The sequence below is a fragment of the Enterobacter sp. ECC-219 genome (assembly GCF_043966805.1).
Lineage (GTDB): Bacteria > Pseudomonadota > Gammaproteobacteria > Enterobacterales > Enterobacteriaceae > Enterobacter > Enterobacter cloacae_N.
Genome location: NZ_CP143680.1, coordinates 2950290 through 2973617, shown reverse-complemented (window position 1 = coordinate 2973617; position 23328 = coordinate 2950290). Strand labels below are relative to the sequence as shown.

The 23328-nt window shown below is 53.5% G+C and carries 27 protein-coding genes; 16 read left to right on the top strand and 11 right to left on the bottom strand.

From position 1 onward, the window contains the following. Position 1 precedes the first annotated feature (1 nt). Genes V1603_RS14155 through V1603_RS14145 form a run of 3 tightly spaced genes read right to left on the bottom strand, consistent with a single transcriptional unit; the run spans position 2 to position 2408 of the window. Positions 2 to 1261, bottom strand: a complete 1260-nt coding sequence (locus V1603_RS14155) for an NAD(P)/FAD-dependent oxidoreductase (RefSeq protein WP_163329243.1) — start codon at positions 1259 to 1261, stop codon at positions 2 to 4. After that, entirely contained in the window at positions 1258 to 1977 is a 720-nt protein-coding gene (locus tag V1603_RS14150; RefSeq protein ID WP_395312799.1) for an SDR family NAD(P)-dependent oxidoreductase, read from the bottom strand. The genes V1603_RS14155 and V1603_RS14150 overlap by 4 nt, the downstream gene beginning before the upstream one ends. Next, positions 1974 to 2408 (bottom strand): nuclear transport factor 2 family protein, encoded by a 435-nt coding sequence (locus V1603_RS14145; RefSeq protein ID WP_192982463.1) that lies wholly within the window; start codon positions 2406 to 2408, stop codon positions 1974 to 1976. Before V1603_RS14145 ends, V1603_RS14150 begins: the two co-directional genes overlap by 4 nt. 258 nt (positions 2409 to 2666) lie before the next feature. Here V1603_RS14145 and V1603_RS14140 point away from each other — a divergent pair, with 258 nt between their 5' ends. Beyond that, a complete protein-coding gene (locus V1603_RS14140) occupies positions 2667 to 2864 on the top strand; it encodes a hypothetical protein (protein WP_024908361.1) in 198 nt (65 codons plus the stop codon). Between the two features lies 1 nt (position 2865). Further along, positions 2866 to 3648: a hypothetical protein gene (locus V1603_RS14135; protein ID WP_116340096.1), complete on the top strand. Its 783-nt coding sequence runs from the start codon at positions 2866 to 2868 to the stop codon at positions 3646 to 3648. A 91-nt stretch (positions 3649 to 3739) separates the two neighbouring features. Here the strand turns inward: V1603_RS14135 and V1603_RS14130 are convergent, their stop codons facing one another. After that, positions 3740 to 4117: a helix-turn-helix domain-containing protein gene (locus tag V1603_RS14130; protein WP_126328462.1), complete on the bottom strand. Its 378-nt coding sequence runs from the start codon at positions 4115 to 4117 to the stop codon at positions 3740 to 3742. A gap of 90 nt (positions 4118 to 4207) precedes the next feature. Between V1603_RS14130 and V1603_RS14125 the strand changes: the two genes are divergently transcribed. Then, on the top strand, positions 4208 to 4987 hold the full coding sequence (locus V1603_RS14125; protein WP_395312798.1) for an SDR family oxidoreductase: 780 nt from the start codon (positions 4208 to 4210) through the stop codon (positions 4985 to 4987). A 51-nt stretch (positions 4988 to 5038) separates the two neighbouring features. Here V1603_RS14125 and V1603_RS14120 read toward each other — a convergent pair whose 3' ends face one another. Continuing rightward, a complete protein-coding gene (locus V1603_RS14120; RefSeq protein ID WP_395312797.1) occupies positions 5039 to 5617 on the bottom strand; it encodes a TetR/AcrR family transcriptional regulator in 579 nt (192 codons plus the stop codon). A gap of 104 nt (positions 5618 to 5721) precedes the next feature. Here V1603_RS14120 and V1603_RS14115 point away from each other — a divergent pair, with 104 nt between their 5' ends. Further along, the gene (locus tag V1603_RS14115) at positions 5722 to 6189 is read left to right on the top strand and encodes a nuclear transport factor 2 family protein (RefSeq protein WP_063942514.1); all 468 of its coding nucleotides are present in this window, start codon (positions 5722 to 5724) and stop codon (positions 6187 to 6189) included. A 195-nt stretch (positions 6190 to 6384) separates the two neighbouring features. Here the strand turns inward: V1603_RS14115 and V1603_RS14110 are convergent, their stop codons facing one another. Further along, complete coding sequence (locus V1603_RS14110) at positions 6385 to 6753, bottom strand: MerR family transcriptional regulator (RefSeq protein WP_395312796.1); 369 nt, start codon at positions 6751 to 6753, stop codon at positions 6385 to 6387. Positions 6754 to 6826: 73 nt separating this feature from the next. On the opposite strand from V1603_RS14110, the gene V1603_RS14105 reads away from it, so the two are divergent. The 6 genes from V1603_RS14105 to V1603_RS14080 all read left to right on the top strand — a co-directional run bounded on the left by V1603_RS14105 (position 6827) and on the right by V1603_RS14080 (position 13471). Next, the gene (locus V1603_RS14105) at positions 6827 to 7075 is read left to right on the top strand and encodes a hypothetical protein (RefSeq protein ID WP_320719593.1); all 249 of its coding nucleotides are present in this window, start codon (positions 6827 to 6829) and stop codon (positions 7073 to 7075) included. 208 nt (positions 7076 to 7283) lie between these two features. Continuing rightward, complete coding sequence (locus tag V1603_RS14100; RefSeq protein ID WP_163329231.1) at positions 7284 to 7898, top strand: TetR/AcrR family transcriptional regulator; 615 nt, start codon at positions 7284 to 7286, stop codon at positions 7896 to 7898. A 75-nt stretch (positions 7899 to 7973) separates the two neighbouring features. Then, positions 7974 to 9083, top strand: coding sequence for an efflux RND transporter periplasmic adaptor subunit (locus V1603_RS14095; protein WP_166711018.1), 1110 nt, complete (start codon positions 7974 to 7976; stop codon positions 9081 to 9083). Continuing rightward, entirely contained in the window at positions 9080 to 12169 is a 3090-nt protein-coding gene (locus V1603_RS14090; RefSeq protein WP_395312795.1) for an efflux RND transporter permease subunit, read from the top strand. Before V1603_RS14095 ends, V1603_RS14090 begins: the two co-directional genes overlap by 4 nt. A 34-nt stretch (positions 12170 to 12203) precedes the next feature. After that, a complete protein-coding gene (locus V1603_RS14085) occupies positions 12204 to 12797 on the top strand; it encodes a TetR/AcrR family transcriptional regulator (protein WP_395312794.1) in 594 nt (197 codons plus the stop codon). A gap of 74 nt (positions 12798 to 12871) precedes the next feature. Continuing rightward, the gene (locus tag V1603_RS14080) at positions 12872 to 13471 is read left to right on the top strand and encodes an NAD(P)H-dependent oxidoreductase (RefSeq protein WP_192982478.1); all 600 of its coding nucleotides are present in this window, start codon (positions 12872 to 12874) and stop codon (positions 13469 to 13471) included. On the opposite strand, the gene V1603_RS14075 is transcribed toward V1603_RS14080, so the two are convergent. Then, a complete protein-coding gene (locus V1603_RS14075) occupies positions 13464 to 14348 on the bottom strand; it encodes a LysR family transcriptional regulator (protein ID WP_192982480.1) in 885 nt (294 codons plus the stop codon). The genes V1603_RS14080 and V1603_RS14075 overlap by 8 nt on opposite strands. A 125-nt stretch (positions 14349 to 14473) precedes the next feature. Here V1603_RS14075 and V1603_RS14070 point away from each other — a divergent pair, with 125 nt between their 5' ends. Further along, positions 14474 to 15895, top strand: coding sequence for an amidohydrolase family protein (locus V1603_RS14070; protein ID WP_395312793.1), 1422 nt, complete (start codon positions 14474 to 14476; stop codon positions 15893 to 15895). Between the two features lie 228 nt (positions 15896 to 16123). Further along, positions 16124 to 16666, top strand: a complete 543-nt coding sequence (locus V1603_RS14065) for a cysteine hydrolase family protein (RefSeq protein WP_395312792.1) — start codon at positions 16124 to 16126, stop codon at positions 16664 to 16666. 65 nt (positions 16667 to 16731) lie between these two features. On the opposite strand, the gene V1603_RS14060 is transcribed toward V1603_RS14065, so the two are convergent. Both V1603_RS14060 and V1603_RS14055 read right to left on the bottom strand, forming a co-directional pair. Beyond that, positions 16732 to 17208: a WbuC family cupin fold metalloprotein gene (locus V1603_RS14060; protein ID WP_166711014.1), complete on the bottom strand. Its 477-nt coding sequence runs from the start codon at positions 17206 to 17208 to the stop codon at positions 16732 to 16734. Positions 17209 to 17344: 136 nt separating this feature from the next. Continuing rightward, a complete protein-coding gene (locus V1603_RS14055; protein ID WP_395312791.1) occupies positions 17345 to 18130 on the bottom strand; it encodes a phosphotransferase family protein in 786 nt (261 codons plus the stop codon). Positions 18131 to 18306: 176 nt separating this feature from the next. On the opposite strand from V1603_RS14055, the gene V1603_RS14050 reads away from it, so the two are divergent. Continuing rightward, complete coding sequence (locus V1603_RS14050) at positions 18307 to 18960, top strand: hypothetical protein (protein ID WP_395312790.1); 654 nt, start codon at positions 18307 to 18309, stop codon at positions 18958 to 18960. Between the two features lie 671 nt (positions 18961 to 19631). Next, positions 19632 to 20474, top strand: a complete 843-nt coding sequence (locus V1603_RS14045) for a DUF3800 domain-containing protein (protein ID WP_116340129.1) — start codon at positions 19632 to 19634, stop codon at positions 20472 to 20474. A gap of 70 nt (positions 20475 to 20544) precedes the next feature. Here V1603_RS14045 and V1603_RS14040 read toward each other — a convergent pair whose 3' ends face one another. Then, on the bottom strand, positions 20545 to 21063 hold the full coding sequence (locus tag V1603_RS14040) for an Arm DNA-binding domain-containing protein (protein ID WP_233003556.1): 519 nt from the start codon (positions 21061 to 21063) through the stop codon (positions 20545 to 20547). A 116-nt stretch (positions 21064 to 21179) separates the two neighbouring features. Here V1603_RS14040 and V1603_RS14035 point away from each other — a divergent pair, with 116 nt between their 5' ends. Continuing rightward, positions 21180 to 21650 carry a hypothetical protein gene (locus tag V1603_RS14035; RefSeq protein ID WP_395312789.1) on the top strand — a complete coding sequence of 157 codons (471 nt, stop codon included), beginning with the start codon at positions 21180 to 21182 and terminating at the stop codon, positions 21648 to 21650. A gap of 49 nt (positions 21651 to 21699) precedes the next feature. Here V1603_RS14035 and V1603_RS14030 read toward each other — a convergent pair whose 3' ends face one another. Beyond that, a complete protein-coding gene (locus tag V1603_RS14030; RefSeq protein WP_395312788.1) occupies positions 21700 to 22623 on the bottom strand; it encodes a LysR substrate-binding domain-containing protein in 924 nt (307 codons plus the stop codon). Positions 22624 to 22859: 236 nt separating this feature from the next. On the opposite strand from V1603_RS14030, the gene V1603_RS14025 reads away from it, so the two are divergent. After that, a complete protein-coding gene (locus tag V1603_RS14025) occupies positions 22860 to 23270 on the top strand; it encodes an ASCH domain-containing protein (RefSeq protein ID WP_302218829.1) in 411 nt (136 codons plus the stop codon). The last annotated feature ends 58 nt before the right edge of the window (positions 23271 to 23328 follow it).

Here is a 23328-nt window from a genome sequence, read left to right as displayed (position 1 = left end):
CTCAGTTCCCCTCCCCGGCGGCTATTTCATTGACCACGTCCAGCGCGCTGCGCACGCCGTCTTCATGAAAACCGTTGTACCAGTAAGCTCCGCAGAACCAGCTTCGGTTATGACCGTTGATCTCGCCGCGACGCGCCTGCGCCCGCCAGCTTTGCGGGTTAAACAGCGGATGCTCATAGACAAAGCGTCGCAGGACGAAGCGTTCATCTACTGGCGCGTCCGGATTCAGGGTGACGCAGAATAGCGGACTGCCCGCAGGCAACCCCTGCAGAATATTCATGTTGTAGGTCACGCAGGCGCTGGCCTGCTCCTGCGCGCTCAGGCGGTAGTTCCAGCTGGCCCACGCCCGCTGCCGCACCGGCAGCCAGCGCGGATCGCTGTGCAATACCACCTCGTTGCGCTGCCAGCCGATATCGCCCAGCACCTCGCGCTCGGCGGGCGTCGGGTCCTCAAGCATTGCCAGCGCGCTGGCGGAGTGGCAGGCAAAAATCACCCGATCGAAGGTATGGCCGCCGTTTTCGAGCTGAAGCGTGACCCCATGCTCTTGGCGGCTCACGCGCTGCACCGGTGAATTAAGATGCAGATTCAGACGGTCGCCCAGCTTGTCGAGCATGGCGCGGATATACTCCCGCGAGCCGCCCGGCACCACGTACCACTGCGGGCGTTGGGTGATATCCAGCAGGCCGTGGTGGTGGAAGAAGCGCAAAAAGAGCGGCAGCGGGAAACGCTTCATCTCCTGCAGCGACGATGACCAGATGGCGGCCCCCATCGGCAGAATGTAGTGGCGCGCAAAAAACGGCGTGAAGCCGTGCTGGTCCAGAAACGTCTGCAGCGTGGCGTTCGGGTCCACCTCCCCGTCCAGCGCCTGTTTTGCCAGACGATTGAAGCGGACGATCTCCCCAAGCAGCCGCCAGAATGCCGGATTCACGAGGTTTCGGCGCTGGGCAAACAGCGACGTCAGGGTGTGGCCGTTGTACTCCAGCCCCGTCTCGGGGTTGTGCACCGAAAAGCTCATCTGCGTTTTTTGCCCACTGATGCCAAGCTCGCTGAGCAGGCCCATAAAGCGCGGATAGGTGCGGTCGTTGTAGACGATAAACCCGGTGTCTATCGCGTATGTGCCCTGTGGCGTTGAGACGTCAACCGTAGCAGTATGACCGCCGGGGGTGGCGCCCGCTTCAAACAGGGTTACCTGATGGTGCCCGGCCAGACGCCAGGCGCAGGTCAGCCCGGCGATGCCGCTGCCGATAATCGCAATGTTCATGAGCGCACCATCCTGCGCAGCAGCGCGCGCTGCAAAAACGCGGGCAGCCCGGAGAGCAGCCGCAAAATGAAGCCGAACCCGGCGGGAAACGCGATATGCATTTTGCCTTTCGCCAGCCCGGTACGGATCGCCTTGACCGCCTCGTCGACGCTCACCCTGCCCGGCATGGCAAAATCGTTTTTGCGCGTCAGCGGGGTATCGACAAAGCCCGGAGAGACGACCGTCACGTCAATCCCCTTTGGCTCCCAGTCCAGCCGCAGGCTCTCGGCAAACCAGCTCAGCGCCGCTTTGGACGCGCCGTAGGCCTCTGCCCGCGGGAAGGGAAGCCAGTGGGCCATCGAGCTCACCAGCACCACGCGGTTGCCGGCGGCCAGTTGCGGCTGCAGCGCGGCCAGGCAGTTCACCGGACCGAGGAAATTGGTGGATATGACCCGCTCCACCAGCGCCGCATCCACCACGCCACCGTCGAGGTATTCGCAGGTTCCGGCGCAGAGAATAACCAGATCGGCGTAAACGCCGCTAAGCGCCTGGCGACAGGCGTCCCTGTCTGTCATATCGAACAGGCGAACGTTGAGATTGGGGCTGGTCTGATGCAGCGCTTCAAGCCGCGCCGGATCGCGCCCGCAGGCAATCACGTGGAAGCCGTCAGCGGCAAAGGACTTCGCCAGCCCCGCGCCGATGCCCGAGCTTGCGCCGGTAATCAGCACCGTCTTCATGATTTGACCCTCCGCTTCACGCCGCGTACCGCCCAGCCCAGCAGAGGGAGGTGTTCGTAGATCATCTCTCCCGCATCGTAGTAGTCCCGCTGATGCATGATGAGATCGTTTTCCGTCTCCACCACTGAACACCCAGGCAGTTCAAGCGGCTCGCCCCCGGCGATCCGCGGGTGCGACCAGTGCATTATCCAGGTGACAACAAACCGGTTACCGCTGCACAGCGGCGTGTCGATGGTAAAACGGCACTTCTCGACATTGGCCAGCAGATGGGTGAAATAGCGCTGAAGCGCGAAAATCCCGTCGTGCTCGCCGAATGGATCGATAAGCGTGGCATTCGAATGGTAAAGCCCCACCAGCGCGGAAGGCGGCTGGCTATCCAGTGCGGCGTAGTACTCAACAAACCGACTCACGACAGAGGGCAAAGTGCTCATGGGTCACATCCTGGCTGTAAACAACGTGGCGTAATCGCATAATTAAAACTTACACAATTAACGTTATTTGTCCAAGTTTGTGATTATCTATTTTTTATTACATATACATATCAATAACTTATTGACGATCAAAAAAGTAGCTTTTGTAGTCAGGTTAAGGCGTAGCCGCCACCCGGCTTTCACTTTCAGGATATCCTTAAGGCAAATTCGTCGGTCATCTTCCAGGCTTATTCTTTTTAATTCATAAGGATGCCTGACATGAAACGCTTCTTTCTCTCGCTTTTCTCCAGCCCCGAATCTTTGCTCCAGGTGATGAGCCAGCAGGAAATTATTGAAGCCGTCGAAGATGGCGATCGCATCATTATCGACCAGGACGGGAACGCCTCGGTGAACTACAAAAGCAACGAGGTGCGGCAGGATTTTCTGCGTCACGTCAACACGCTGAAGAGGGCCTGAAATGGGAACGGCGATATTTATGGTGCTGATGGTATGCGGGTACTGGTACACCAGCCGGGATCTGTCGACGCGCTTTAAAATCAAGCGTTCCTTCGGCTGGGACGTCTATTTTCTCGTTGCGCTTTATGGCTGTATTTTCGTTCTGCAGGGCGTGATTGCCACCGGTCTGCTCTGGCTATTCTTGCTCGCCCTCTCCGCCGCCGACAACACGTTTCACTTTACGTCGCAGCAGTATGCCGACTGGCAAGTCGACTTTATGAACTGGAGTTTTTTGGGCATTCAGGCACCGGTGGTCGTGATGCTGGCGTTTGCCATCCTGTTTTGCCTCTACCGCTCTAACTGGGCGGGCAGCGCCAGGCTGGACGGTGAAAGCCGTAAAAAGCTCTACAAACGTCTGGCCCAGTCGAGCGGTATCGAACAACTGCTGTACCAGTGTATGGAGCAAGGCGAACTGGCGCAGGTCACGCTCCGGTCGAGGCGGATTTACGTCGGCATGATCCACACCGCGACGCTGGAATATGAAAAAACGGCCAATATCGTGCTGATCCCGATGTTAAGCGGGTACAGGGACGCGAAGACGATGAACTTTCGCATCGAGAATAATTACAGCAGATGGTATGCAGAGCATGACATCACGCTCGACTCTGAACCCCAAAGCGCCATGTCGTTCCGGAAGGTGATTTTACTCAATCAGATTGAGAGCATCTCGCTGTTCGACCCCGCCAGCGCCAGCGCGCTGTCGCTGGCACAGCATGACACGCTTTCTAAAGAGGCATCCTCATAATCCTGAGAATGCTCTGCTGCGAGGGGTCATGGGCGCTCTCCGTGCTAATAACCGGCGTTAACGAAAGGCGAATGACAACAATTTTATGGTGTCATTCGCCGTTGGGAATGTTGAGAGCACTTCCATCGGTTGCCTGGCTCGCGTAATCCTCACGTTTTTCTGCCCATTTCAGCATGGCATCCAGCGCCGGGCACAGTGCCTGCCCCCAATCGGTGAGGCGATATTCCACTTTCGGTGGTACCTGAGGGTAGACCATCCGCGAAACAATACCGTCGGACTCAAGCTGTCGAAGCTGCTGCGCCAGCATCTTCTGAGAAATACCGGGGATCAGCTTTTCGAAATCAGAGTAGCGCTGCACTTTTCCGTCGAAAAGATGAAAAAGAATAATTAATTTCCAGCGCCCTTCCAGCAGCCGTAATACTTGCTCCACGCCGCTTGCGGCAGATTCCGGACTATATAACTTACTCATAATTTAGTAACTCACTTTTTCGTGCGTACTTGTTAATTTCTCAGTCTATGTTGAATATGCCTGTACTGTAAATAACGGGAGTTATTGGTCATGTCATTAGATATTAATTTCACAGGTAAGCGCGTGCTTGTTACCGCTGGCACGAAAGGGTTGGGAAAAGCAGTTGTCGGGCTTTTAAAACAGCTCGGCGCAACGGTATTCACCACTGCGCGCCACGAGCCAGACGTAAATATCGCTGATACGTTCGTAGCCGCTGACCTTACTACGGTCTCCGGATGTGCCGCTGTCGCATCTGCGGTGCAGGAACATATGGGAGGGGTCGACGTGATTATCCATGTTGCAGGCGGTTCAACCTCACCCGGTGGCGGTTTTGCTGTGCTTGACGAAGAAGCGTGGCAGCAGGAACTCAATCTTAATTTGTTACCTGCGGTACGCTTAGACCGCGCCCTGCTTCCCGGAATGCTCGCGCAGGGAAATGGGGTGATTATTCACGTGACATCTATTCAGCGCGACCTGCCGTTACCGGAATCAACCACGGGCTATGCGGCGGCTAAAGCAGCCCTCTCAACCTACAGCAAGAGCCTGTCAAAGGAAGTCTCGCCGAAGGGCGTTCGGGTAGTGCGCGTTGCACCCGGCTGGATCGAAACTGAAGCGGCGGTGGCACTCGCGGAGAGACTGGCTAAGCAGGCAGGAACAGACTACGAAGGTGGCAAGCAGATCATTATCAAGGCGTTAGGTGGAATACCGCTCGGACGCCCCGCCAGACCAATTGAGGTGGCTAACCTCATCGTCTTCCTCGCCTCATCGCATGCTGCGAGTATTACCGGTACTGAATTTGTCATTGATGGCGGCACCATCCCGACCGTATGACGCGGGGGCTTAATCGGCCCGGGATAAGGGCCGATTAAGCACGGGGAAATATCACTGACCCGTCAGTTTTTCTAAGCCCGTTTTTAACGCGTTTATTACCGCTTCGGTATCCATTCCCATTTGGGCATGAATAATAGCCCCGTCAATAAGCATCATAATGTCATTACTGGTCTTTTCATCCGTTATACCGGCGAGCGTTTCGATTTTTTTCTTTGTTTCTGCTTTATGGTCGCAGCATATCTCTTTTATTTCATTTTCAATCTCTTCGGACTTTGCCTCTGCGCTGGCGTTAATAAACGCACAGCCGTGGAATTCGGACGAATTAAACCATTCGCAAAGCGTTGCAGATATCGCGTCAGAAAGTACCTGACCTTCGGCGAGGTTACGGCGCAGAGAGGCCTCAAACCAGTTCATCCATATTTCATGCCGATAGTGCAAATAGGCGAGAATAAGCAAGCTCTTACTCGGGAAATGGCGATAAAAAGTCACCTTGGTCACTTTTGACGCTTTAATCAGCGTATCCACCCCCGTCGCCCTGAAGCCCGTGGAATAAAACAGATCGTGCGCCGTCAATAATATCTTATCCCTGACGCTGATTTTTGTATCGTTGCTTGCGGATTGTGTTTTCATTTTTTCGGCGGCCTCAAAAAGGATATTGACAGCGTTATTTCACAGGCATAGATTACATCAGGTAGACAGACCTGTCTACTTAATCTAATGCTGAGGTTACCGCAATGAACACACGTCCTCCTTTACCGCCCTTCACACGTGAAAGCGCCATCGAAAAAGTCAGGCTGGCAGAAGATGGCTGGAACAGCCGCGACCCGGCGAAAGTCGCGCTGGCCTATACGCTGGATACCCAGTGGCGCAACCGCGCAGAGTTCGCCACTAACAGGGAGGAAGCCCAGGCGTTCCTGGCGCGGAAATGGAAAAAAGAGCTGGACTATCGTCTGATTAAAGAGCTCTGGGCATTTACGGATAACCGGATCGCGGTGCGCTATGCCTATGAATGGCATGATGATTCCGGCAACTGGTTCCGCTCTTACGGCAATGAAAACTGGGAGTTTGAGCCGGACGGACTGATGAAGCGGCGCTTTGCCTGCGTTAACGATATGCCGATAAAAGAATCCGAGCGCCTGTTCCACTGGCCGCTGGGTAGACGCCCGGACGATCACCCCTCGCTAAGCGATCTTGGCTTATAGGAATTTCGTATCAACCGGGCCGTATTGTTCTCGATGTGCCAGTTAGCCACAATCTTTCCATCATCGATCTCATAAATATCCGTATGCATCTGTGGACGCGAAGAAAGTATTGAATTTCGTGAAGGAGCAGATGCCTGAACTGGCTGTCAGAAATATAAGGCCGCATCGGTTTTGCGGCCTCTTCCCACTTGTCGATTAAAACGTATCGATACAAGGCTGGCCGACCTTGTTAATGGCGTTTTTTATCCTGGCTCTGAGCTCAATTAACGCCGCTTCTTTCTCTTCAAGCTGCTGCAACTTGCGCTGTAAAGAATCGCGTTTTTGCTCAGCGGTAAATTTGTCGTCAACCCAGACAGCTAAAACCTCTGAAATTTCGGATAAGGTAAAACCCAGCATTTTGGCATGCTTGATCATGTTTAAACGCTGTAAATCGACGGCGGAATAAACTTTGTAGTTATTGCTGCGATTGGGCTGCGGGATATTCTCTAATAGCCCCTGCCGCTCATAGTAACGCACCGTCTCTTTCGACAATCCCGTTTTCGCACACAGTTCACCAATTCGCATCGCGTCGCCCTCACCTCGAAAAAAACACTTTTCGAATGCGCTGTGGGGAGAGTAGTGCTCAAAGGGCATCCGCGTGCTGGCGCTTTGCCCCGGCGCAACGGATACGGCCTTTTTTGATGTGGTGAATGCTGAGGAAGCCTCGGTAGGTAAAAGAATGCCCGCTGATAAAGTGGTCACCCTGGCGCTGAAGGCCGTGGAGAGTAACCGTAGCTACCTGATTACCGGATGCGGTAACTGGCTTCTGGGGCAGCTACACCGCTTCGTGACGCGCAGGCGTCTGGTACTCATCGTCGAAAAAATATTGCGTCCACGCTCGGCTTAAGCAAAAACGGCTTTGTTCAGTGCAAGGGAGTTGCGCTGAAATCCTCGCTTATCGCAGACAGATAGATGCCATAGTGCGCGAAAAACAGTGATACACTCACCCCATCTGGTTGATCGTCCCGTCTGAACGGCGCATGATGAATGACGGTAACCAAAGTACAAAATGGTCACTCGTTGTTAATCGTAGCCTGTCACGCTAAGCTTAAATAATGACTAAAAATATGAATCCCCCATCAGCACGTGGTCCCCTTGACCACGCTGTCAGAGAACAAATCGTCGAAGCCGCTTTTGAGCACTTCGGTCACTACGGCTATGAAAAAACCACCGTCGCCGAGCTGGCGAAATCTATCGGTTTTTCAAAATCCTACATTTATAAGTTCTTCGATTCCAAGCAGGCTATCGGCGAAGTGATCTGCGCTAACCGCCTGGAGCTGATTATGGCGGCGGTGCTTTCCGCCATCGAGGATGCACCGTCAGCAAGCGAAAAATTACGCCGTCTTTTCAAGGCGCTCACCGAAGCGGGGAGCGAGATGTTTTTCCACGATCGTAAGCTTTACGACATCGCCGCCGTCGCCGCGCAGGAGCAGTGGCCTTCAACTGAAAAGTATTGTGAAAGCCTGATGAAGCTGATTGAGAGCATCATTATCGAAGGCAGACAGTCCGGCGAGTTTGAAAGGAAGACGCCGCTGGATGAGGTGACCTGTGCCGTCTACATGGTGATGTGCCCTTACATTAACCCCGTTCAGCTGCAGTACAACCTTGAAACCGCCCCAACGGCAGCGGTACTTCTCTCCTCACTGATCTTAAGAAGCCTGGCCCCCTGATTAGTGACCATTGACTTTATTGGTCACTAATCACAGAATGCGGAAACTGTCCTGTTACCTCAATAAGGGTTTCCCATGCTCAGGCTCACTTCAGCCCGCGTTGCCGTTTGTCTCCTGCCGTTTGCCCTCGCGGCATGCGGCGATATTTCCGCGAATGACGATCCGCGCACAAAGCCACCGCTTGTCCGATCCGTATCCGTCGAGCTTGCGAACAATACCGCCCGTGCCTTCACGGGCGTGGTGGTTGCCAGAACGCAGAGCGATTTAGGCTTCAGGGTTCAGGGGAAAATCCTTGAACGCCTGGTTGATACGGGTCAGACCGTCAAACAGGGCCAGCCCTTGCTGCGCCTGGATCCAATTGACCTGAAATTACAGGCCCAGGCGCAGCAGCGCGCGGTGGACGCAGCCCAGGCGCGCGCGCGAAAAGCCTCCAGCGATGAGGCGCGCTATCGTGGTCTGGTGGCCACCGGCGCGGTGTCCGCCTCCGAGTATGACCAAATCAAAGCGGCGGCGGATACCGCCAGAGCAGAACTCAGCGCGGCACGGGCGCAGGCCAGCGTGGCGCACAACGCCACGGGCTATGCCGTCCTGCTGGCGGATTCTGACGGCGTGGTCATGGAGACGCTCGCCGAGCCGGGTCAGGTCGTCAGTGCCGGACAGGTGGCGATCAGGCTCGCCAGAGCGGGACAGCGTGAAGCGCTCGTGCAGCTTCCGGAAACGCTGCGCCCTGCCGTCGGCAGCGAAGCGCAGGCCACGCTGTATGGCAACGAAGAACACCCGGTCACCGCAACGCTGCGCCTGCTGTCTGACTCGGCCGATGCCACAACCCGCACCTACGAAGCACGTTACGTGCTGGACGGGCCGCTGGCGAACGCGCCGCTGGGGGCGACCGTCACGATTAACATTCAGCACAATAAAGCGGAAGGTCAGGTCATGCAGGTCCCGCTGGCCTCGCTCTACGATGCGGGCAACGGCCCCGGCGTCTGGCGCATTTCTGCTCCACCTGCAAAGGTCGCCTGGACGCCCGTCAGGGTGCTGAGCGTGGGTGAAGATGCGGTGCAGATCGCGGGCGGCGTGAAGCCCGGCGAAAAGATTGTGGCGTTAGGCGCACACCTTTTGCATGAAGGTGAAATTGTCAGGCTTGTCGCGCAACGCAATGCCACGCTTGCGGAGAACGCGCCATGAGCGGAAGCCGCTTCAACCTGTCAGCGCTGGCCGTGCGTGAGCGTTCCGTCACGCTGTTTCTGATCGTTCTCGTTACCATCGCCGGAATTTACGCCTTCTTTGGGCTCGGGCGCGCGGAAGACCCGCCCTTCACGGTGAAGCAAATGACGGTGATAACCGTCTGGCCGGGGGCGACCGCGCAGGAGATCCAGGATCAGGTCGCCGAGCCGCTGGAAAAGCGGCTGCAGGAACTAAAATGGTATGACCGGACGGAAACTTATACCCGTCCCGGCATGGCGTTTATCACCTTGTCGTTGCAGGACAAAACCCCGCCTGCCGAGGTGCAGGAGGAGTTCTATCAGGCGCGGAAGAAGCTTGGAGATGAATCTCAGCGTCTTCCGACGGGCGTCATCGGCCCGATGATCAACGACGAATTCTCGGATGTCACCTTTGCCCTTTTTGCCCTGAAAGCAAAAGGCGAACCGCAGCGGCAGCTGGTACGTGATGCCGAAGGCCTGCGCCAGCAGCTTCTGCACGTTCCCGGCGTCAAGAAAGTGAACATTATTGGCGAACAGGCCGAGCGGATTTATATCGCCTTCTCTCATGACCGTCTGGCGACGATGGGCCTCGCCCCTGAGGACATTTTTAACGCGCTTAACGGCCAGAACGCATTGACCGCGGCGGGCTCCATCGAGACCCGAGGCGCACAAATCTTTATCCGCCTCGACGGCGCGTTCGACGAACTGCAGAAGATCCGCGATACGCCCGTTGTGGCCCGGGGCAAAACGCTCAGGCTGTCCGACATCGCCACGGTTGAACGCGGCTACGAAGATCCCCCGACGATGCTGATACGTAACCAGCATGAGCCCGCCCTGCTGCTCGGCATCGTGATGCGCGAGGGCTGGAACGGCCTGACGCTGGGTAAAGCGCTGGATGCGGAAACGGCGAAAATTAATGAGAGTCTGCCGCTTGGCATAACCCTGACCAAGGTCACCGACCAGTCCGTGAATATTCGCTCGTCGGTCGACGAGTTCATGATTAAATTCTTCGTCGCCCTGCTGGTTGTCATGGTGGTGTGTTTTGTCAGTATGGGCTGGCGCGTGGGGGTGGTGGTTGCGGCGGCGGTGCCGCTGACGCTGGCGGTGGTCTTCGTGGTGATGGAGGCGGCGGGGATAAACTTTGACCGCGTCACGTTGGGCTCCCTGATCCTCGCCCTCGGCCTGCTGGTTGATGATGCCATTATCGCCATTGAAATGATGGTGGTGAAAATGGAGGAAGGTTACGACAGAATCAAAGCCTCGGCCTACGCCTGGAGCCACACCGCCGCGCCGATGCTGGCCGGTACCCTGGTGACGGCCATTGGCTTTATGCCGAATGGTTTTGCCCAGTCGACCGCCGGAGAATACACCAGCAACATGTTCTGGGTAGTTGGTCTTGCTCTTATTGCTTCGTGGTTCGTCGCCGTGGTGTTCACGCCCTATCTGGGGGTGAAGATCCTGCCAACGATCCCTAAAGTAGAAGGAGGCCATGCCGCCATCTATAACACGCCTCGCTATAACCGTTTTCGCCAGCTGCTTGCCCGTGTTATCGCCAGAAAATGGCGAGTGGCTGGGTCGGTGGTCGCCATTTTCATTCTGGCCGTGCTCGGCATGAGTCTGGTAAAAAAACAATTTTTCCCGACCTCCGATCGCCCGGAAGTGCTGGTTGAGGTGCAGATGCCCTACGGCACCTCGATTGAACAAACCAGCGCCGCAGCGGCAAAAATCGAAGCGTGGCTGGGCCAGCAGCCTGAAGCCAACATTGTCACTGCCTATATTGGTCAGGGTTCGCCCCGCTTTTATCTGGCGATGGCGCCTGAACTGCCCGACCCGTCTTTTGCGAAAATTGTGATCCTGACGGACAGCGAGACGTCACGCGAGGCGCTCAAGCTCCGGCTGAGAGACGCTGTCGCCAACGGCCTTGCGCCCGAAGCGCGCGTACGGGTGACGCAGCTGGTGTTTGGCCCGTACTCGCCCTTCCCGGTCGCCTGGCGTGTGTCAGGCCCGGACGTGGGCAAGGTGCGCGACATTGCTGATAAGGTGAAAGCCGTGCTTCAGGCAAGCCCGATGATGCGGACCGTCAACACCGACTGGGGGTCGCGCGTTCCGGTATTGCATTTCACTCTCGATCAAAGCCGCCTGCAGGCGACCGGCTTAACCTCCAGCGCCGTTGCCGAGCAGCTTCAGTTCCTGCTATCAGGCGTGCCGATAACCTCCGTACGGGAAGATATTCGATCGGTAGAGGTCATTGGACGCGCGGCGGGTGATATCCGTCTCGATCCGGCGAAAATTGAGGGCTTCACCCTGGTCGGCAATGCGGGACAGCGCCTTCCGCTGTCTCAAATCGGCAAGATTGAGATCGGTATGGAAGATCCGATTCTGCGCCGTCGCGATCGTACCCCCACAATCACCGTGCGCGGTGATATCGCCGACGGCCTTCAGCCACCGGACGTGTCGGTCGCCATCATGAAGCAGCTCCAGCCGATTGTTGAGACGCTGCCGGCCGGGTACCGTATTGACATGGCGGGTTCGATTGAGGAATCGGGAAAAGCCACGCAGGCAATGATTCCATTGTTCCCGATCATGATTGCCCTGACGCTGCTGATCATCATTTTGCAGGTGCGCTCAATCTCGGCGATGGTGATGGTGTTCTTAACCGCCCCGCTGGGGCTGATTGGCGTAGTGCCGACCCTGCTGATTTTCAATCAGCCGTTTGGCATCAACGCGCTGGTCGGCCTGATCGCCCTTTCCGGGATTCTTATGCGCAATACGCTGATCCTGATTGGCCAAATCAATCATAACCAGAACGAGGGTCTCGATCCGCTCCGGGCGGTGGTCGAGGCAACGGTCCAGCGAGCCAGGCCCGTCTTGCTGACGGCACTGGCGGCCGTGCTGGCGTTCATCCCCCTGACGCATTCGGTGTTCTGGGGCACGCTGGCTTACACGCTAATCGGCGGAACGCTGGGCGGGACGATTGTCACGCTCGTCTTCCTGCCCGCGATGTATGCGATCTGGTTCCGGATCCGCCCTGCGGAACAACGGGTGCAGCACCCCGCAGAAAACGTGTAAACTACCATGAGTAGATAACAGTTCAGAGGAAAACATGGTTGTTAAGCGCTTGAGAAAAGAGGACCGCCGCGTGCAGCTACTGGAGGTTGCGCGCGGAATCGTTCGTCAGCAAGGCACGGAGGCGCTGACCCTTGGCTACCTGGCGGAGCGAGCCAACGTGACCAAGCCTATCCCCTACGACCACTTCGGCGATCGTGAAGGGCTGTTGATGGCGCTGTACCAGGACTATAGCGATCGGCAGCTGGCGAAGTTCCGCGAGACGTTGGCGGTCGACAGCAAAACGCTGGAAAAGACGGTCCGCTTTTTCAGTGCCGCTTATATCGACTGCGCCATAACTGCCGGGCCTGAAACCGGGCCAATCGCAGCGGCGCTGTCCGGCTCCCGCGCGTTGCAGACGTTTCGGGAGGCATGCGTGGCCGAATGTGCCGACTGCCTGCGTACCGCGCTTTCCCCGTTCGTCGTACTGAAAGGCGTTCAGGGAGAAGCAGCTCTGACGGCCATTATCGGTGCGGCAGACGCGCTCAGCACGGCCGCGGGTAACGGCGTGCTCGCCCGGAACGTGGCGGAAGATACGCTCAGCGGCGCGATGATCGGCGTGCTGGAGACCTACGTGAATAGCACAAAATGATCGCCTGGGACGGATTGACAGCTAAGTTACCAATAGTAATATAGACATCAGTTCTCACCCATTGCGAGGTCGCTATGTCTGCAACACACGCCATCAATAACGCGCTGATCGTGACGGCTCACCCTGTCGACACGTCCTTATCCCATACGCTGGCTACCCGCATTGCCGGGAAATTACGCGAGCAAGGTACACAGGTTGAGATCGCCGATCTGCATGCTGAAGGGTTTAATCCGGCGATGACCCGTGCCGATCTCGATTTCTATCACGGCGATCCGAGCGCGCTTCCCGACGATATTTTGCGCGAGCAGCAGCGCGTCGAGCGGGCGGATATGCTGGTGTTTGTCTTCCCGGTGTACTGGTGGTCGGTCCCCGCGCTGTTGAAAGGCTGGTTCGATCGCGTTTTAACCCTGGACTGGGCGTATAAGGTGGCCGAAGACGGCCGGATTGTGGGCAACTTACGGGACGTTCCCGTCCGCCTGATTGCCACCGGCGGCAGCGATCTCGCCGGATTCGACAAACATGGCTATTCGACGGCGATTCAGACGCAGATTATCGAAGGTGTATTTGGCTTCTGCGGGCTGAAGAACGTTAAGCTCGATATCCTTTACCAGGCAGACACGGCTACGCCTGAGCAGGTTGAGGATTTTCTGGAGGGGCTTGGGAGTATTAAATAATCCCGGCTATCCAGTCAGCAAAAGCGCGCACGACAGGAGAAAGATAACGCTGGTGGGGATAAAGCAGCGTGACGGGCACCGACGGCGGCTGCCAGTCCGCCAGCACCTCCACCAGCCTTCCCTCGCGCAGATGCTCTGCGACAATATTCCCGGCAACCTGCACCAGCCCAAAACCCTTAAGACACATCTGGATATAAAGCTCCGTATCATTGACGGCGGCAGCACCGCTCACTGGAACAGACCGCATTTCAGTGCCCTGAACGAAGCGCAATTCGTTCGCGCGTCGTCTCTGCCCGGAAAAATAGTGAACCGCCCGGTGCCCGCTCAGCGCATCGGGCGACTGGGGAATACCGTATTCCCGGAGATAGTCCGGCGAGGCGCAGGTGACCCAGCGAAAACGGCCCAGAGGACGGGCTACCAGCGTGGAGTTATTCAGTTCCCCTGTTCGAATTACACAGTCGACGCCCTCTTGCACCAGGTCAACCTGGCGATCGCTGACGCCGATCGTCAGGTAGATATCCGGATAAAGACGGCAGAACTCGTCCAGATGTGGCATCACGATGTGATGAGCAATCCCGGCAGGCATATCTACCCGCAGGCGTCCCTGTGGCCGACTGCCGGAATCGCTCAGGCTGGACTCCGCCTGCTCGATTAATGAGAGAATTTCCCGACAGTGCGTCAGGTACTGTAAACCTTCCGGCGTCACGCTCACCCGCCGTGTCGTCCTGTTCAGCAGGCGCACCTGCAGGTATTTTTCCAGATTTTTAATCGTGCTGGTGACCGTTGATGAAGGCAGGAAGAGTGTTTCAGCCGCGCGAACGAAGCTGCCGGACTCCGCCACCCGCACAAAGATTTGCATTGCCTGGATACGATCCATTTGTCCCAAAGCCTTTATAAATTTAATTATTCGCTAATTATGAATAATGAAAACGCATTGCGCATCTTTTTCGCGTTAATTAAGTGGCGTAGCGTTTCGGTACTAATGACAGAAAGAGACTGAAAATGACCGGCTACGCAAGAAATATTGTGAATAATCAAAACACCACTTCCCCGGCGACGCTCATCCGTGGCGCTACGATCCTCAGCATGGATGAGAGCGTGGGCAATATTGAACGCGGCGAGATCCTGATCGCCGGGCCCACCATTGTGGCTGTCGGCGAAAACCTGGAGGCAAAGGGAGCGAGGGTTATTGATGCTACAAACATGATTGCTATGCCGGGGATGGTGGACACCCATCGCCACGCCTGGGAGGGGCAATTGCGTCGCATCAACCCCAACGCGGAATCGCTGGAAGACTACTGCAACGCCACGCATTTCTCATTTGCGAAATACTACCGCCCTGCCGATATGTACGTTGGCAACCTCCTCTCCGCGCTGGGCTGTATTGACGCCGGGATCACCACCGTCATTGATAATTCCCACAACAGCCGCAGCGCAGCCCATTCGGATGCCGCCGTCGAGGCGCTTCTGGATGCGGGGATCCGCGCCATTCACGCTTCAGGCGCACCGGTTTCCGGGGAATGGGATACCGCACACTGGCCAGGAAACTGGCAACGCCTGCAGGAAAAGTATTTCCGGGACAAACCGGACGGACTTGTGTCGCTGGCGGTGATGGCGCAGCTGGAGCCGGAGATGTGGGCTGAGGCGCGCAGGCTCGGGCTGCCGATCGTCACTGAATTTTTCGGCGGTGAGATGGCCTCACGGCTTGCGGTATTGCAGCAGGAGGGACTACTGGGCGCGGATAATATCTTTAATCACTGCACGGCGCTGCCTGACGAAGGCTGGGCGATCCTGAGAGATGCTGGCGTGAGGGTAAACGTCTGCCCTCGCTCCGACGCACACTACGGCATTGAGGACGGGATGTTTGCCATTCAGTCAGCGATGCGCCACGGCATTCACCCTGGCCTAAGCGTGGATAATGAAACGTCCTACAGCGGTGACATGTTTATGGAGATGCGCGTAGCGTTTTACCTGCAGCGCGTTATGGGTATGCATCAACAACACGGCTGTCGCAGCGCACATTCCCCGAAAACGCTTCAGGCAGCCCAGCTTCTGAAGGCCGCCACTCTCGATGGCGCGGCGTGCGCCGGTCTGCAGGAGAAAGTCGGCAGCCTGACGCCGGGCAAGAAGGCCGATCTGATCCTGATTAACGCGGGGGATCTGAACCTTTACCCCTCCGGAAATGCCTTTGGCACGGTCGTGCATGCAGCAGAGCGCAGCAATATTGACACCGTGATGATTGGCGGACGCATCGTTAAGCAAGGCGGCAACGTGCTGGGCGTGGACAGAGCACGTCTCCGTGCAGCGATTGATGAATCACGTCAGCATCTTTATACCGCTGCAGGCTATGTGCCTGACATGTTTGCAGACTCCTTCCTGCCGCTGCATCAGGCCCCTACTCAAGTTGGTGTATTGAAGGAATGAGTTAAGCAACGTTATAACTAACGCGATAATTCCGTATACAGCGGAATGTATTAACAAAGGCCATGTTATGTATCAGTCAGTTCAGCCAACAACCACCCTCACCACCACCGGAACCTTCGGCGGTGCGAGCGTATCTGTAGCGAACGACTGACAAACAGAACCTCAATCCCCGCCGGCCAGGACGGGGAAATCTCTCTCCGTTCACCACCCTCTGAATGGAGAAAGAAAATGGTTTCATCTGACAATGCACTCTTGGTTATCGACATGCAGCAGGGCCTCTTCCGGGGCCCGGTTTCCCCCAGTTCCGCCGATGCCGTTCTGGCAAATATCCGTTTATTAATAGCCAACGCGCGGCACGCGCAGGTACCCGTCTTTTTTGCCCGCCATATTGGACCAGACGACTCGCCCTTCTCAGAGAAGGGGCCGTTAACACAGCTGATACCGGAGCTGGACGTGAAGGAGCAGGATGTTGTTTTCACCAAGCGCTATCCCAGCTGTTTTCGGGAAACCGATTTGCAGCACAAACTTAATCAGCGAGGTGTCAAACAGCTGGTCATTGCCGGGATGAAAACAGATTTTTGTGTCGACACCACCTGCCGGGCCGCGCCGGAGCTGGGTTTCAGGACGGTATTGATTTCAGATGCGCATACCATAATGGATAATGCACATTTATCCGCCAATGACATCATTGCGCATCACAACAGCACGCTGGCCGGTCCGTTCGTGACGCTGTCGACTGCCGGCGACTGGCATTTTAATACGGTCAGCTGAGTTGATGGAATCGTCTCCCTCTTTCCCTGCGCGACTTTCAGCGCGCCGGGGATATGAGAGCACAATTACAGGGTAAAACCCCCGTCCCCTACCTGCGCCTGAGCGTACCATTTCATCAGCGCCGCGGTACCGGGCGCGTTCTCCGCCGGTGACCAGGGGGCGGTATCCTGCTCAGGAACAGGCTGGTAGCCGCCGTGCTTAACCTCAAAAATAACGCCGCCTTTATCCAGCGACAGCACGGCATGCCAGGTGCCGGCATCCATCTCCAGCACTTTGCACTCTTCGCCTAACACCACGCGCCGGGTCACGTTCCCGCTGTCATCGAAGTTCAATACCAAAAAGCGACCGCTCAGCGCCGTCAGCAGCTCAAACGTATGCGGGTGGCGATGGGGGCGAACATAGGTTCCGGGCTCCATGGCGATAGCCAGGCGCTGCACCGGGTCGCTCAGCTCAGGATGTAAATTACGGTGCGCCCGTAAGCGAGGAGAATTTGCGGCCTGCTCGCTTTGCTGCTGCAGGTCACTGAAGGTAATTTGTTTCATATAAGCCTTTGTGAATGTGGGCAGTCTACGGCAACCCGATAGCCGCACGACGTTATACCATCCTGAAAGGTCGATGAGCGATGGCATTTATGAAACAAAACGCTGCATGGGGTTCGCATGTTCTGTTACAACGTGCTCAAAGCAGAGAGAGGGACTCATCCAGCCAGCCGGGGAGATGTTCTCTGTACCAGGTCAGGTAAAGATTTAAGTCGCTCTTTTTCCTTTCGTGCAGGAGTAACACAACTTCAGTAACAATCCATGCCTTGGCGAGAGCGATTTCTCGGGCTAACCTGTCTGCGTCCAGATGCGTGGCAAAAACACAGTAGCGCTCGGCAAGTTGTAAAATGCTTTGTTTTGAGCCCATCCCCTTAACCAGCGGAGCAAGGTCGATAGCCGGGCTGCCGGTGCCGAATCTTTCCCAGTCGAAAAGTATCGTATCGCCGTTTTCTCTTCTGCCCCAGTTACCCGCATTTGTATCGCCTGAAATTAAACATTCCTGACGAAACAAAACGCTGCCCGCTTGTTGAAAACGTCGCATCTGCCGCTCAGCGCGGGCGGGCAATTCCAGAAGAGACAGAGATTTTTCAAGCGCTGACGCAGACCAGGTGTGGGTGTGATACATCCATTCGGCGTCGGCAGGATAATTGTGAAGGCGTGAAAGTTGCCTCAATATCTCGTTCCCTGCAACCTCATCCTGGGAGATCTTATGAGGAACGTATTCGAGCGTCAGGCTGCGTCGGCGTGGGTCGGCGTGAAGCAGCCGCGGGGATTCAACAACGCCGCTGAGTGGTTCCGCCGCACGCGTATAAAAGCCATATTCAACATCGCTAACAGGGCATTTTTCTATTACCTGATTGCCATGGCGATCCGCAATCAGGCGGACTTTTGCTGCGCCCATTCTGGATAAGTTCTCGCCAGACATACCACCCTCATGTCACTGGTTCGGGGCATAAGTATAGTGGATCATTATGCAATGCTATGAAAATACCCCTCTGAACTTACTAATCTTTTAGTTTACAATTACCCCTTTAAACGGGAACTGCTAAACACCTGCTATACACAAGCGCCCCCATTTTCATTAACGCAGTGGATTAAAAAATGACAAAGTCTGGATTTAAAATTACTTCATTTATTTCGCCTACAATACAATTCATATTAGCGTTCGCAACTTTTATACTTAGTGTAACCTTCAGCCTTGAGCAAAATAGAATATCAAAACTCCAATACTCACCACTTTTTATTTTAAGCATCAACCAACTTTTCGGAAAAGATTACACACCAACACAATCAGAAAAATTTGATATATTCAACGAAGGTTATTCCATAAACAATTATAACTATAAACTCCATTCAATCATGAATGTTGCATATACCCTTAACAACAAATCATATGAAAAAAAATTCTACGTTGATTACTTCTCTGTACAATCAAAGAAGTCCGGCGGAAAAGATCGCATGTCAGGGGGCATAGGTGAGAACAACATCTTATTATTCAGCAACCTAAAAAGACAAATCATAAAAAATTTTAACGATAAAGGTATCAATCTAATAAACATTGAACTTCATCATTATTCTGAAATAAGTTACTCCGATACAGAACTCAAGGGGAATTACGTCTACTTCGCAGATTCCGAGCGTGTAACAAAAGATATTTATGACAATTATTTAGCTGGGATTGATGGTTACTATACAATATCACTCTACAGCCCAAATATAGATGAAATCATATCAAGAACCTTACGAGGCAATTAGTTAAATATTGAATATATGCAACTCTAATATTGCGAGTTGCATATGAATTATTTGAATTGCTCCACAGGGTGTGGTTCTCATAATCCACCCACGCCACTGAGAGCGGGCTTTCGGTTCGGATTTTAGCGGCAAAGGTTAAGTCCCAGCCGCAGAACTTTGCACGGGCCAGTGTCTTCAGTGTCTGCAACGGTGCGCAGAACTACCTGGAGACAGGAGTGACCTCGCGGCGTACCAAGGAATAGTCATGTAAATCAGGGCCGTGTTTGGGTATGCTGAGTTCCAGCCATAGTCGTTACTCCTATTAACGATTTGGTTAGACGCCTCGGCAGTGTTCCACCACTTCAGGGCGTTGCTTTTTATGGTATTCGCATATAAAGTGGTTCATACTATTCAAATTAACGCTAACACAGTGGCATGAACCAATGTAAGAGAAGAATGCCAAAAACAAAACTGATCGTTCAAATAGCACAAGAAAGATCATCCGCCTCGAAGATGAATTACTTAATCAAATAGACATTTTGGCTGGTGAAGGCAATTTTAGCTCATGGGTAAAAAAAGAGTGCAGAGAAAAAATTCGCAAAAGTGGAATAGATCCTAAAGGTTAATGGGATTTTTAAAAAATATCAACAGCGCGTAATTAAACCGACAAGATATTGATTTAAGGAGATTGTATGAATAAAACAACAATATATTTTTTCATAGATGAATCTGGTGACAAAGGTTATTCAAACTCAAGACCCTTCCACGAAATAGGAGTAATGGCAGGATTCCTTATTAATGACTGGAATGTCCCAATCCTACAAGAAAAGATAGAGAGTGGATTAAGCAAACTCAACCTCGATCCCATAAAAAAACTTCACATGTCAGAGTTAGATAAAACTCAGCAAGCCAAAGTCATTGATTTAATCAAAGAGTTATTTAAAAAATTTAATCTAAAGTTTTTTTATTCTGTAATATATACCTCATCATATGCATCTTTTGTTGGACTCAACCCGGAACAACAAAAAGAGTCCATGCACTCTCAGTTACTACAAAACATCTTAATTACAGCTCTATCACTCTGTACCCGTATAATTGAAAAGTTCAACACCGATGTGAAATTACAAATTGTAAGTGATAACATAGATTCCGGCGTATTAAAAACAATGAAAAAAGATTTTTCCCGAATAGTTAATTTTTTAAATGGGGCAAGGAATAGAACATACATAACCAAAACCGAATATGTCGAATCAGAAATAACCAATTTATCACATGATCCGAGACCCAAAAATGGGAAGTTCGAAGTTGATATTCGCGTTGAAAACTCAGCAATCACGTTTATTTCCGATGTATTATCTTACACAACATTTCAACATTTAATTAAGTTTATGCAAGATAATCCTACGATGGATCTTAATACATCAAAGGCTAGCTTCGGTCATCCCTTAGAAGAGTTTTTAATGCTGCAATTCACCCCTGACCTTGAAGAGATGAATTTAATCGGAAAAATATTTGGACCAGGTAGAAAAAATTAAAATAAGTACAGTCTCTTTGCTCTTTGCGCTTTTCACTGGCATAGATATCACACCAGTAATCGATAGCGTTCTACACAGTTACTGGAGTGAACAGTTTCTCTTTGGTGAGTTTGTTCTCTTTCCGTGGTTCGAGTCCCGGAGAAAACCATGCCCGGCACTCGTCCCTTTTCTCTCTGGCCTGTTTAAGTGTCATATCTGGATACTTGCCTAACGTCATCCAGACGGGGGCGCTTTGTCGGCCGGAATGTCTGAAGAAATAAACAAAGCTCACAGCGCCACTCATACTGACTCTGGCGGACAGTTCCCGTCCATCGGCCAACATCTTTTGACGCGGCAGCGGTTTACCATGTAGGCTTTTAACGCCTTGTCGCTTAACTTGTTCTCGCCCGCCATAACACCTCATTCTGCAATACACACTCAACTGCAACGCCGAAAAACAGTATAAAAGCAATGCAAACAACATTTCTTTCTTCTTCATAATTAACAATGAGTTAATGAATGAATCCGGTTTTTCATGCGTACCCATGAGGTAGTGTGAAGGATAGTAGATCATCATCCCACGTTGAGTAAAACTCACATTGACTGCCACTATTTATCGTTTTTCAAACCTATCCGCGTTGAAATACCATCCGTTCATCCCTGGTATATTGCTGGCCAGAAATTGATAGCAAAATTCAAATAATAATATATGTATATGGAGCACCTATGACACTCGATGTTTTATTTCATCTAATGAAAACGATCTCACCTGAAAAAAACACCGCCGGTGAAAATATACATGCGCTCATCACGTTACTTTCGTCAGATAGCGATCGCGCTGAGGCGCTTTCGCCATTTATCCATCGACTTCATCTCCTGTCTTTCGCTCAACGCAATCCGGGTAACGCCGAAGCGTTGCTCTCGGCACACGTTCCAAAAGACGATGCAGCCCTCACCCTGCCTGACTTCGCTGACTGGCCTCGGGTGCGTTACGCAGTGTCCGGGGAAGTCCAGACGCCGGAATCAGAAGAGTATTTCAGCAAAATGACCTCGGCTGCCAATGTGATACGTGCGGCACTGATCGACGCCGAGCGCGCAAAAGGAACGCCTGCGCTTTATATTCTGGACAAATTACTCGATCTGAACAGTGCCCTGCCGGAAAGATATAAGATAATGGCAAATATTCCCTACGCCTGAATACATTTAACAGGCAGGATATTCCGCGAGAAATATCTTGCTTTTTATTTCATACACGCTTTTCATTGTAATCAAGACAGACGATATCCAGCGAAGGAACAACCGGCGCGTTAAGATTAAGCCACGCCAGTAACCGTTCAATACTCTGTCCTCTGAGCGAATGTTTCGGCCAGACAAGATAGTAGCCGTCACCGGTTGCGATGGCTTCCTTGAAGGGCAATGCGAGCAGCCCGCTTTTCAGGGCGTCGAGCGTGAGGCGGAGATCGGCCATCGCCACGCCGTAACCGTGCATGGCGGCCAGGCTTCCCTGCTCTAACGTGTCGAACACAATCCCGCCGCTCATGTCGAGACCGGGAAATAGCCCCGTCGTTTTAAGCCAGCGCTTCCAGTCCCGCCTGTCCGGTGAGGGATGGATAAGATCGCACTGTTCAAGCCGATGCCGGGCAGGTTCGAGCAGCGACGGGGGACAAACCGGAATAAGCCATTCGCTGAAAAGCAGGCTGCTCTCCGTTGACTCGCCGAAATAACCATTACCGAGGAGGATCGCACAATCGTATGGCTCACGGCTGAAGTCAACGGTGTCGAAGTCCATCCAGACGCTGGCAATTTCGATTTTCGGCTTCGCATGGTTCTCTCGAAAGGATTTCAGGACACTTAGAAGCCATCGCATCGTCAGGGTACTGGGGGCCTTGAGGCGCAGAAGGTGATTTTCACTCCTGAACGCGCGGCAGGCCCACTCAATATTCGAGAAACTTTCGCTTAGCTGCCCGGCAAGAATACGCCCGGCGTCACTGACCTCCACTCTCGGCCCCTGCCGCTTAAACAGCTCGCAGTCGAACCACTGTTCAAGGGTCCGGACATGCCTGCTGACCGCCCCCGGAGTGATATTCAATGCTTCAGCGGCTTTGCTGAAGGAGTTCAGCCGCGCGGCAACTTCAAACGCGCGCAGCGCATACAGTGGCGGTAAGGACATACGTTCCCTTTTAATGAGGTTTAATCGTGTTTTTTTATCGGCACCCGTAACTTATCACCTGGTTGATTAGACGGAAACGTCAGCAGTCATTGCTCGGTTGCCTGAATGGCGCGGCTGCCCTCATTTCGAGGCTTTACTGAATCCATGGCTACAGAATGCTCACACATGAAGTCGGGACAGCGCATGCTAAAACCCGTATAACGTTTCTTATCATCGACAGTTTTAAAGGGTTCTTAATGGTTACGGTTGAGGAAATTAGAGTGAAATATCCAGGCGCAGAGGCCTGGCAAATGGGTGACAGTCCGGAGCTGGCCAGCGAGCTTGCGGATCTGATTAAAAAAGGGATTAAAACGGCCTCGTGCGGATCTTTTGCCTCTTACCAGCAGGAACAATCTGCTCCCAGGATCGGGAGCTATAACATTATCCTCGATGGTCAGAATGTCCCTGTTTGCGTAACCAGGCTCGTTTCAATGCGGCTGGTGCGTTTTTGTGATGTTACTGAGGCGTTTGCCCGTAAAGAAGGTGAAGGTGATTTAAGCCTTGAATACTGGCAGAAAGAGCATCAGCGATTTTTCACCAGCGAAGGTCATTTTTCTGAAGATATGGAGTTGATTGCAGAAGAATTTGAAGTGACTGAGGTGCTGTAGGATAGCGAAACGGGCCGGCATTTATAGCAATATCGCTCGTTGCAAAAGTGAACATCAC

Excerpts from the sequence above, each read along its gene's own strand:
- V1603_RS14055 (WP_395312791.1), bottom strand. The coding sequence starts at position 18,130 with ATGTCTGGCGAGAACTTATCCAGAATGGGCGCAGCAAAAGTCCGCCTG.
- V1603_RS14065 (WP_395312792.1), top strand. The coding sequence starts at position 16,124 with ATGGTTTCATCTGACAATGCACTCTTGGTTATCGACATGCAGCAGGGC.
- V1603_RS14030 (WP_395312788.1), bottom strand. The coding sequence starts at position 22,623 with ATGTCCTTACCGCCACTGTATGCGCTGCGCGCGTTTGAAGTTGCCGCG.
- V1603_RS14135 (WP_116340096.1), top strand. The coding sequence starts at position 2,866 with ATGGGAACGGCGATATTTATGGTGCTGATGGTATGCGGGTACTGGTAC.
- V1603_RS14045 (WP_116340129.1), top strand. The coding sequence starts at position 19,632 with ATGAATAAAACAACAATATATTTTTTCATAGATGAATCTGGTGACAAA.
- V1603_RS14025 (WP_302218829.1), top strand. The coding sequence starts at position 22,860 with ATGGTTACGGTTGAGGAAATTAGAGTGAAATATCCAGGCGCAGAGGCC.
- V1603_RS14140 (WP_024908361.1), top strand. The coding sequence starts at position 2,667 with ATGAAACGCTTCTTTCTCTCGCTTTTCTCCAGCCCCGAATCTTTGCTC.
- V1603_RS14075 (WP_192982480.1), bottom strand. The coding sequence starts at position 14,348 with ATGGATCGTATCCAGGCAATGCAAATCTTTGTGCGGGTGGCGGAGTCC.
- V1603_RS14060 (WP_166711014.1), bottom strand. The coding sequence starts at position 17,208 with ATGAAACAAATTACCTTCAGTGACCTGCAGCAGCAAAGCGAGCAGGCC.
- V1603_RS14070 (WP_395312793.1), top strand. The coding sequence starts at position 14,474 with ATGACCGGCTACGCAAGAAATATTGTGAATAATCAAAACACCACTTCC.
- V1603_RS14125 (WP_395312798.1), top strand. The coding sequence starts at position 4,208 with ATGTCATTAGATATTAATTTCACAGGTAAGCGCGTGCTTGTTACCGCT.
- V1603_RS14115 (WP_063942514.1), top strand. The coding sequence starts at position 5,722 with ATGAACACACGTCCTCCTTTACCGCCCTTCACACGTGAAAGCGCCATC.
- V1603_RS14035 (WP_395312789.1), top strand. The coding sequence starts at position 21,180 with ATGACACTCGATGTTTTATTTCATCTAATGAAAACGATCTCACCTGAA.
- V1603_RS14085 (WP_395312794.1), top strand. The coding sequence starts at position 12,204 with ATGGTTGTTAAGCGCTTGAGAAAAGAGGACCGCCGCGTGCAGCTACTG.
- V1603_RS14145 (WP_192982463.1), bottom strand. The coding sequence starts at position 2,408 with ATGAGCACTTTGCCCTCTGTCGTGAGTCGGTTTGTTGAGTACTACGCC.
- V1603_RS14080 (WP_192982478.1), top strand. The coding sequence starts at position 12,872 with ATGTCTGCAACACACGCCATCAATAACGCGCTGATCGTGACGGCTCAC.
- V1603_RS14155 (WP_163329243.1), bottom strand. The coding sequence starts at position 1,261 with ATGAACATTGCGATTATCGGCAGCGGCATCGCCGGGCTGACCTGCGCC.
- V1603_RS14095 (WP_166711018.1), top strand. The coding sequence starts at position 7,974 with ATGCTCAGGCTCACTTCAGCCCGCGTTGCCGTTTGTCTCCTGCCGTTT.
- V1603_RS14130 (WP_126328462.1), bottom strand. The coding sequence starts at position 4,117 with ATGAGTAAGTTATATAGTCCGGAATCTGCCGCAAGCGGCGTGGAGCAA.
- V1603_RS14110 (WP_395312796.1), bottom strand. The coding sequence starts at position 6,753 with ATGCGAATTGGTGAACTGTGTGCGAAAACGGGATTGTCGAAAGAGACG.
- V1603_RS14100 (WP_163329231.1), top strand. The coding sequence starts at position 7,284 with ATGACTAAAAATATGAATCCCCCATCAGCACGTGGTCCCCTTGACCAC.
- V1603_RS14120 (WP_395312797.1), bottom strand. The coding sequence starts at position 5,617 with ATGAAAACACAATCCGCAAGCAACGATACAAAAATCAGCGTCAGGGAT.
- V1603_RS14150 (WP_395312799.1), bottom strand. The coding sequence starts at position 1,977 with ATGAAGACGGTGCTGATTACCGGCGCAAGCTCGGGCATCGGCGCGGGG.
- V1603_RS14050 (WP_395312790.1), top strand. The coding sequence starts at position 18,307 with ATGACAAAGTCTGGATTTAAAATTACTTCATTTATTTCGCCTACAATA.
- V1603_RS14090 (WP_395312795.1), top strand. The coding sequence starts at position 9,080 with ATGAGCGGAAGCCGCTTCAACCTGTCAGCGCTGGCCGTGCGTGAGCGT.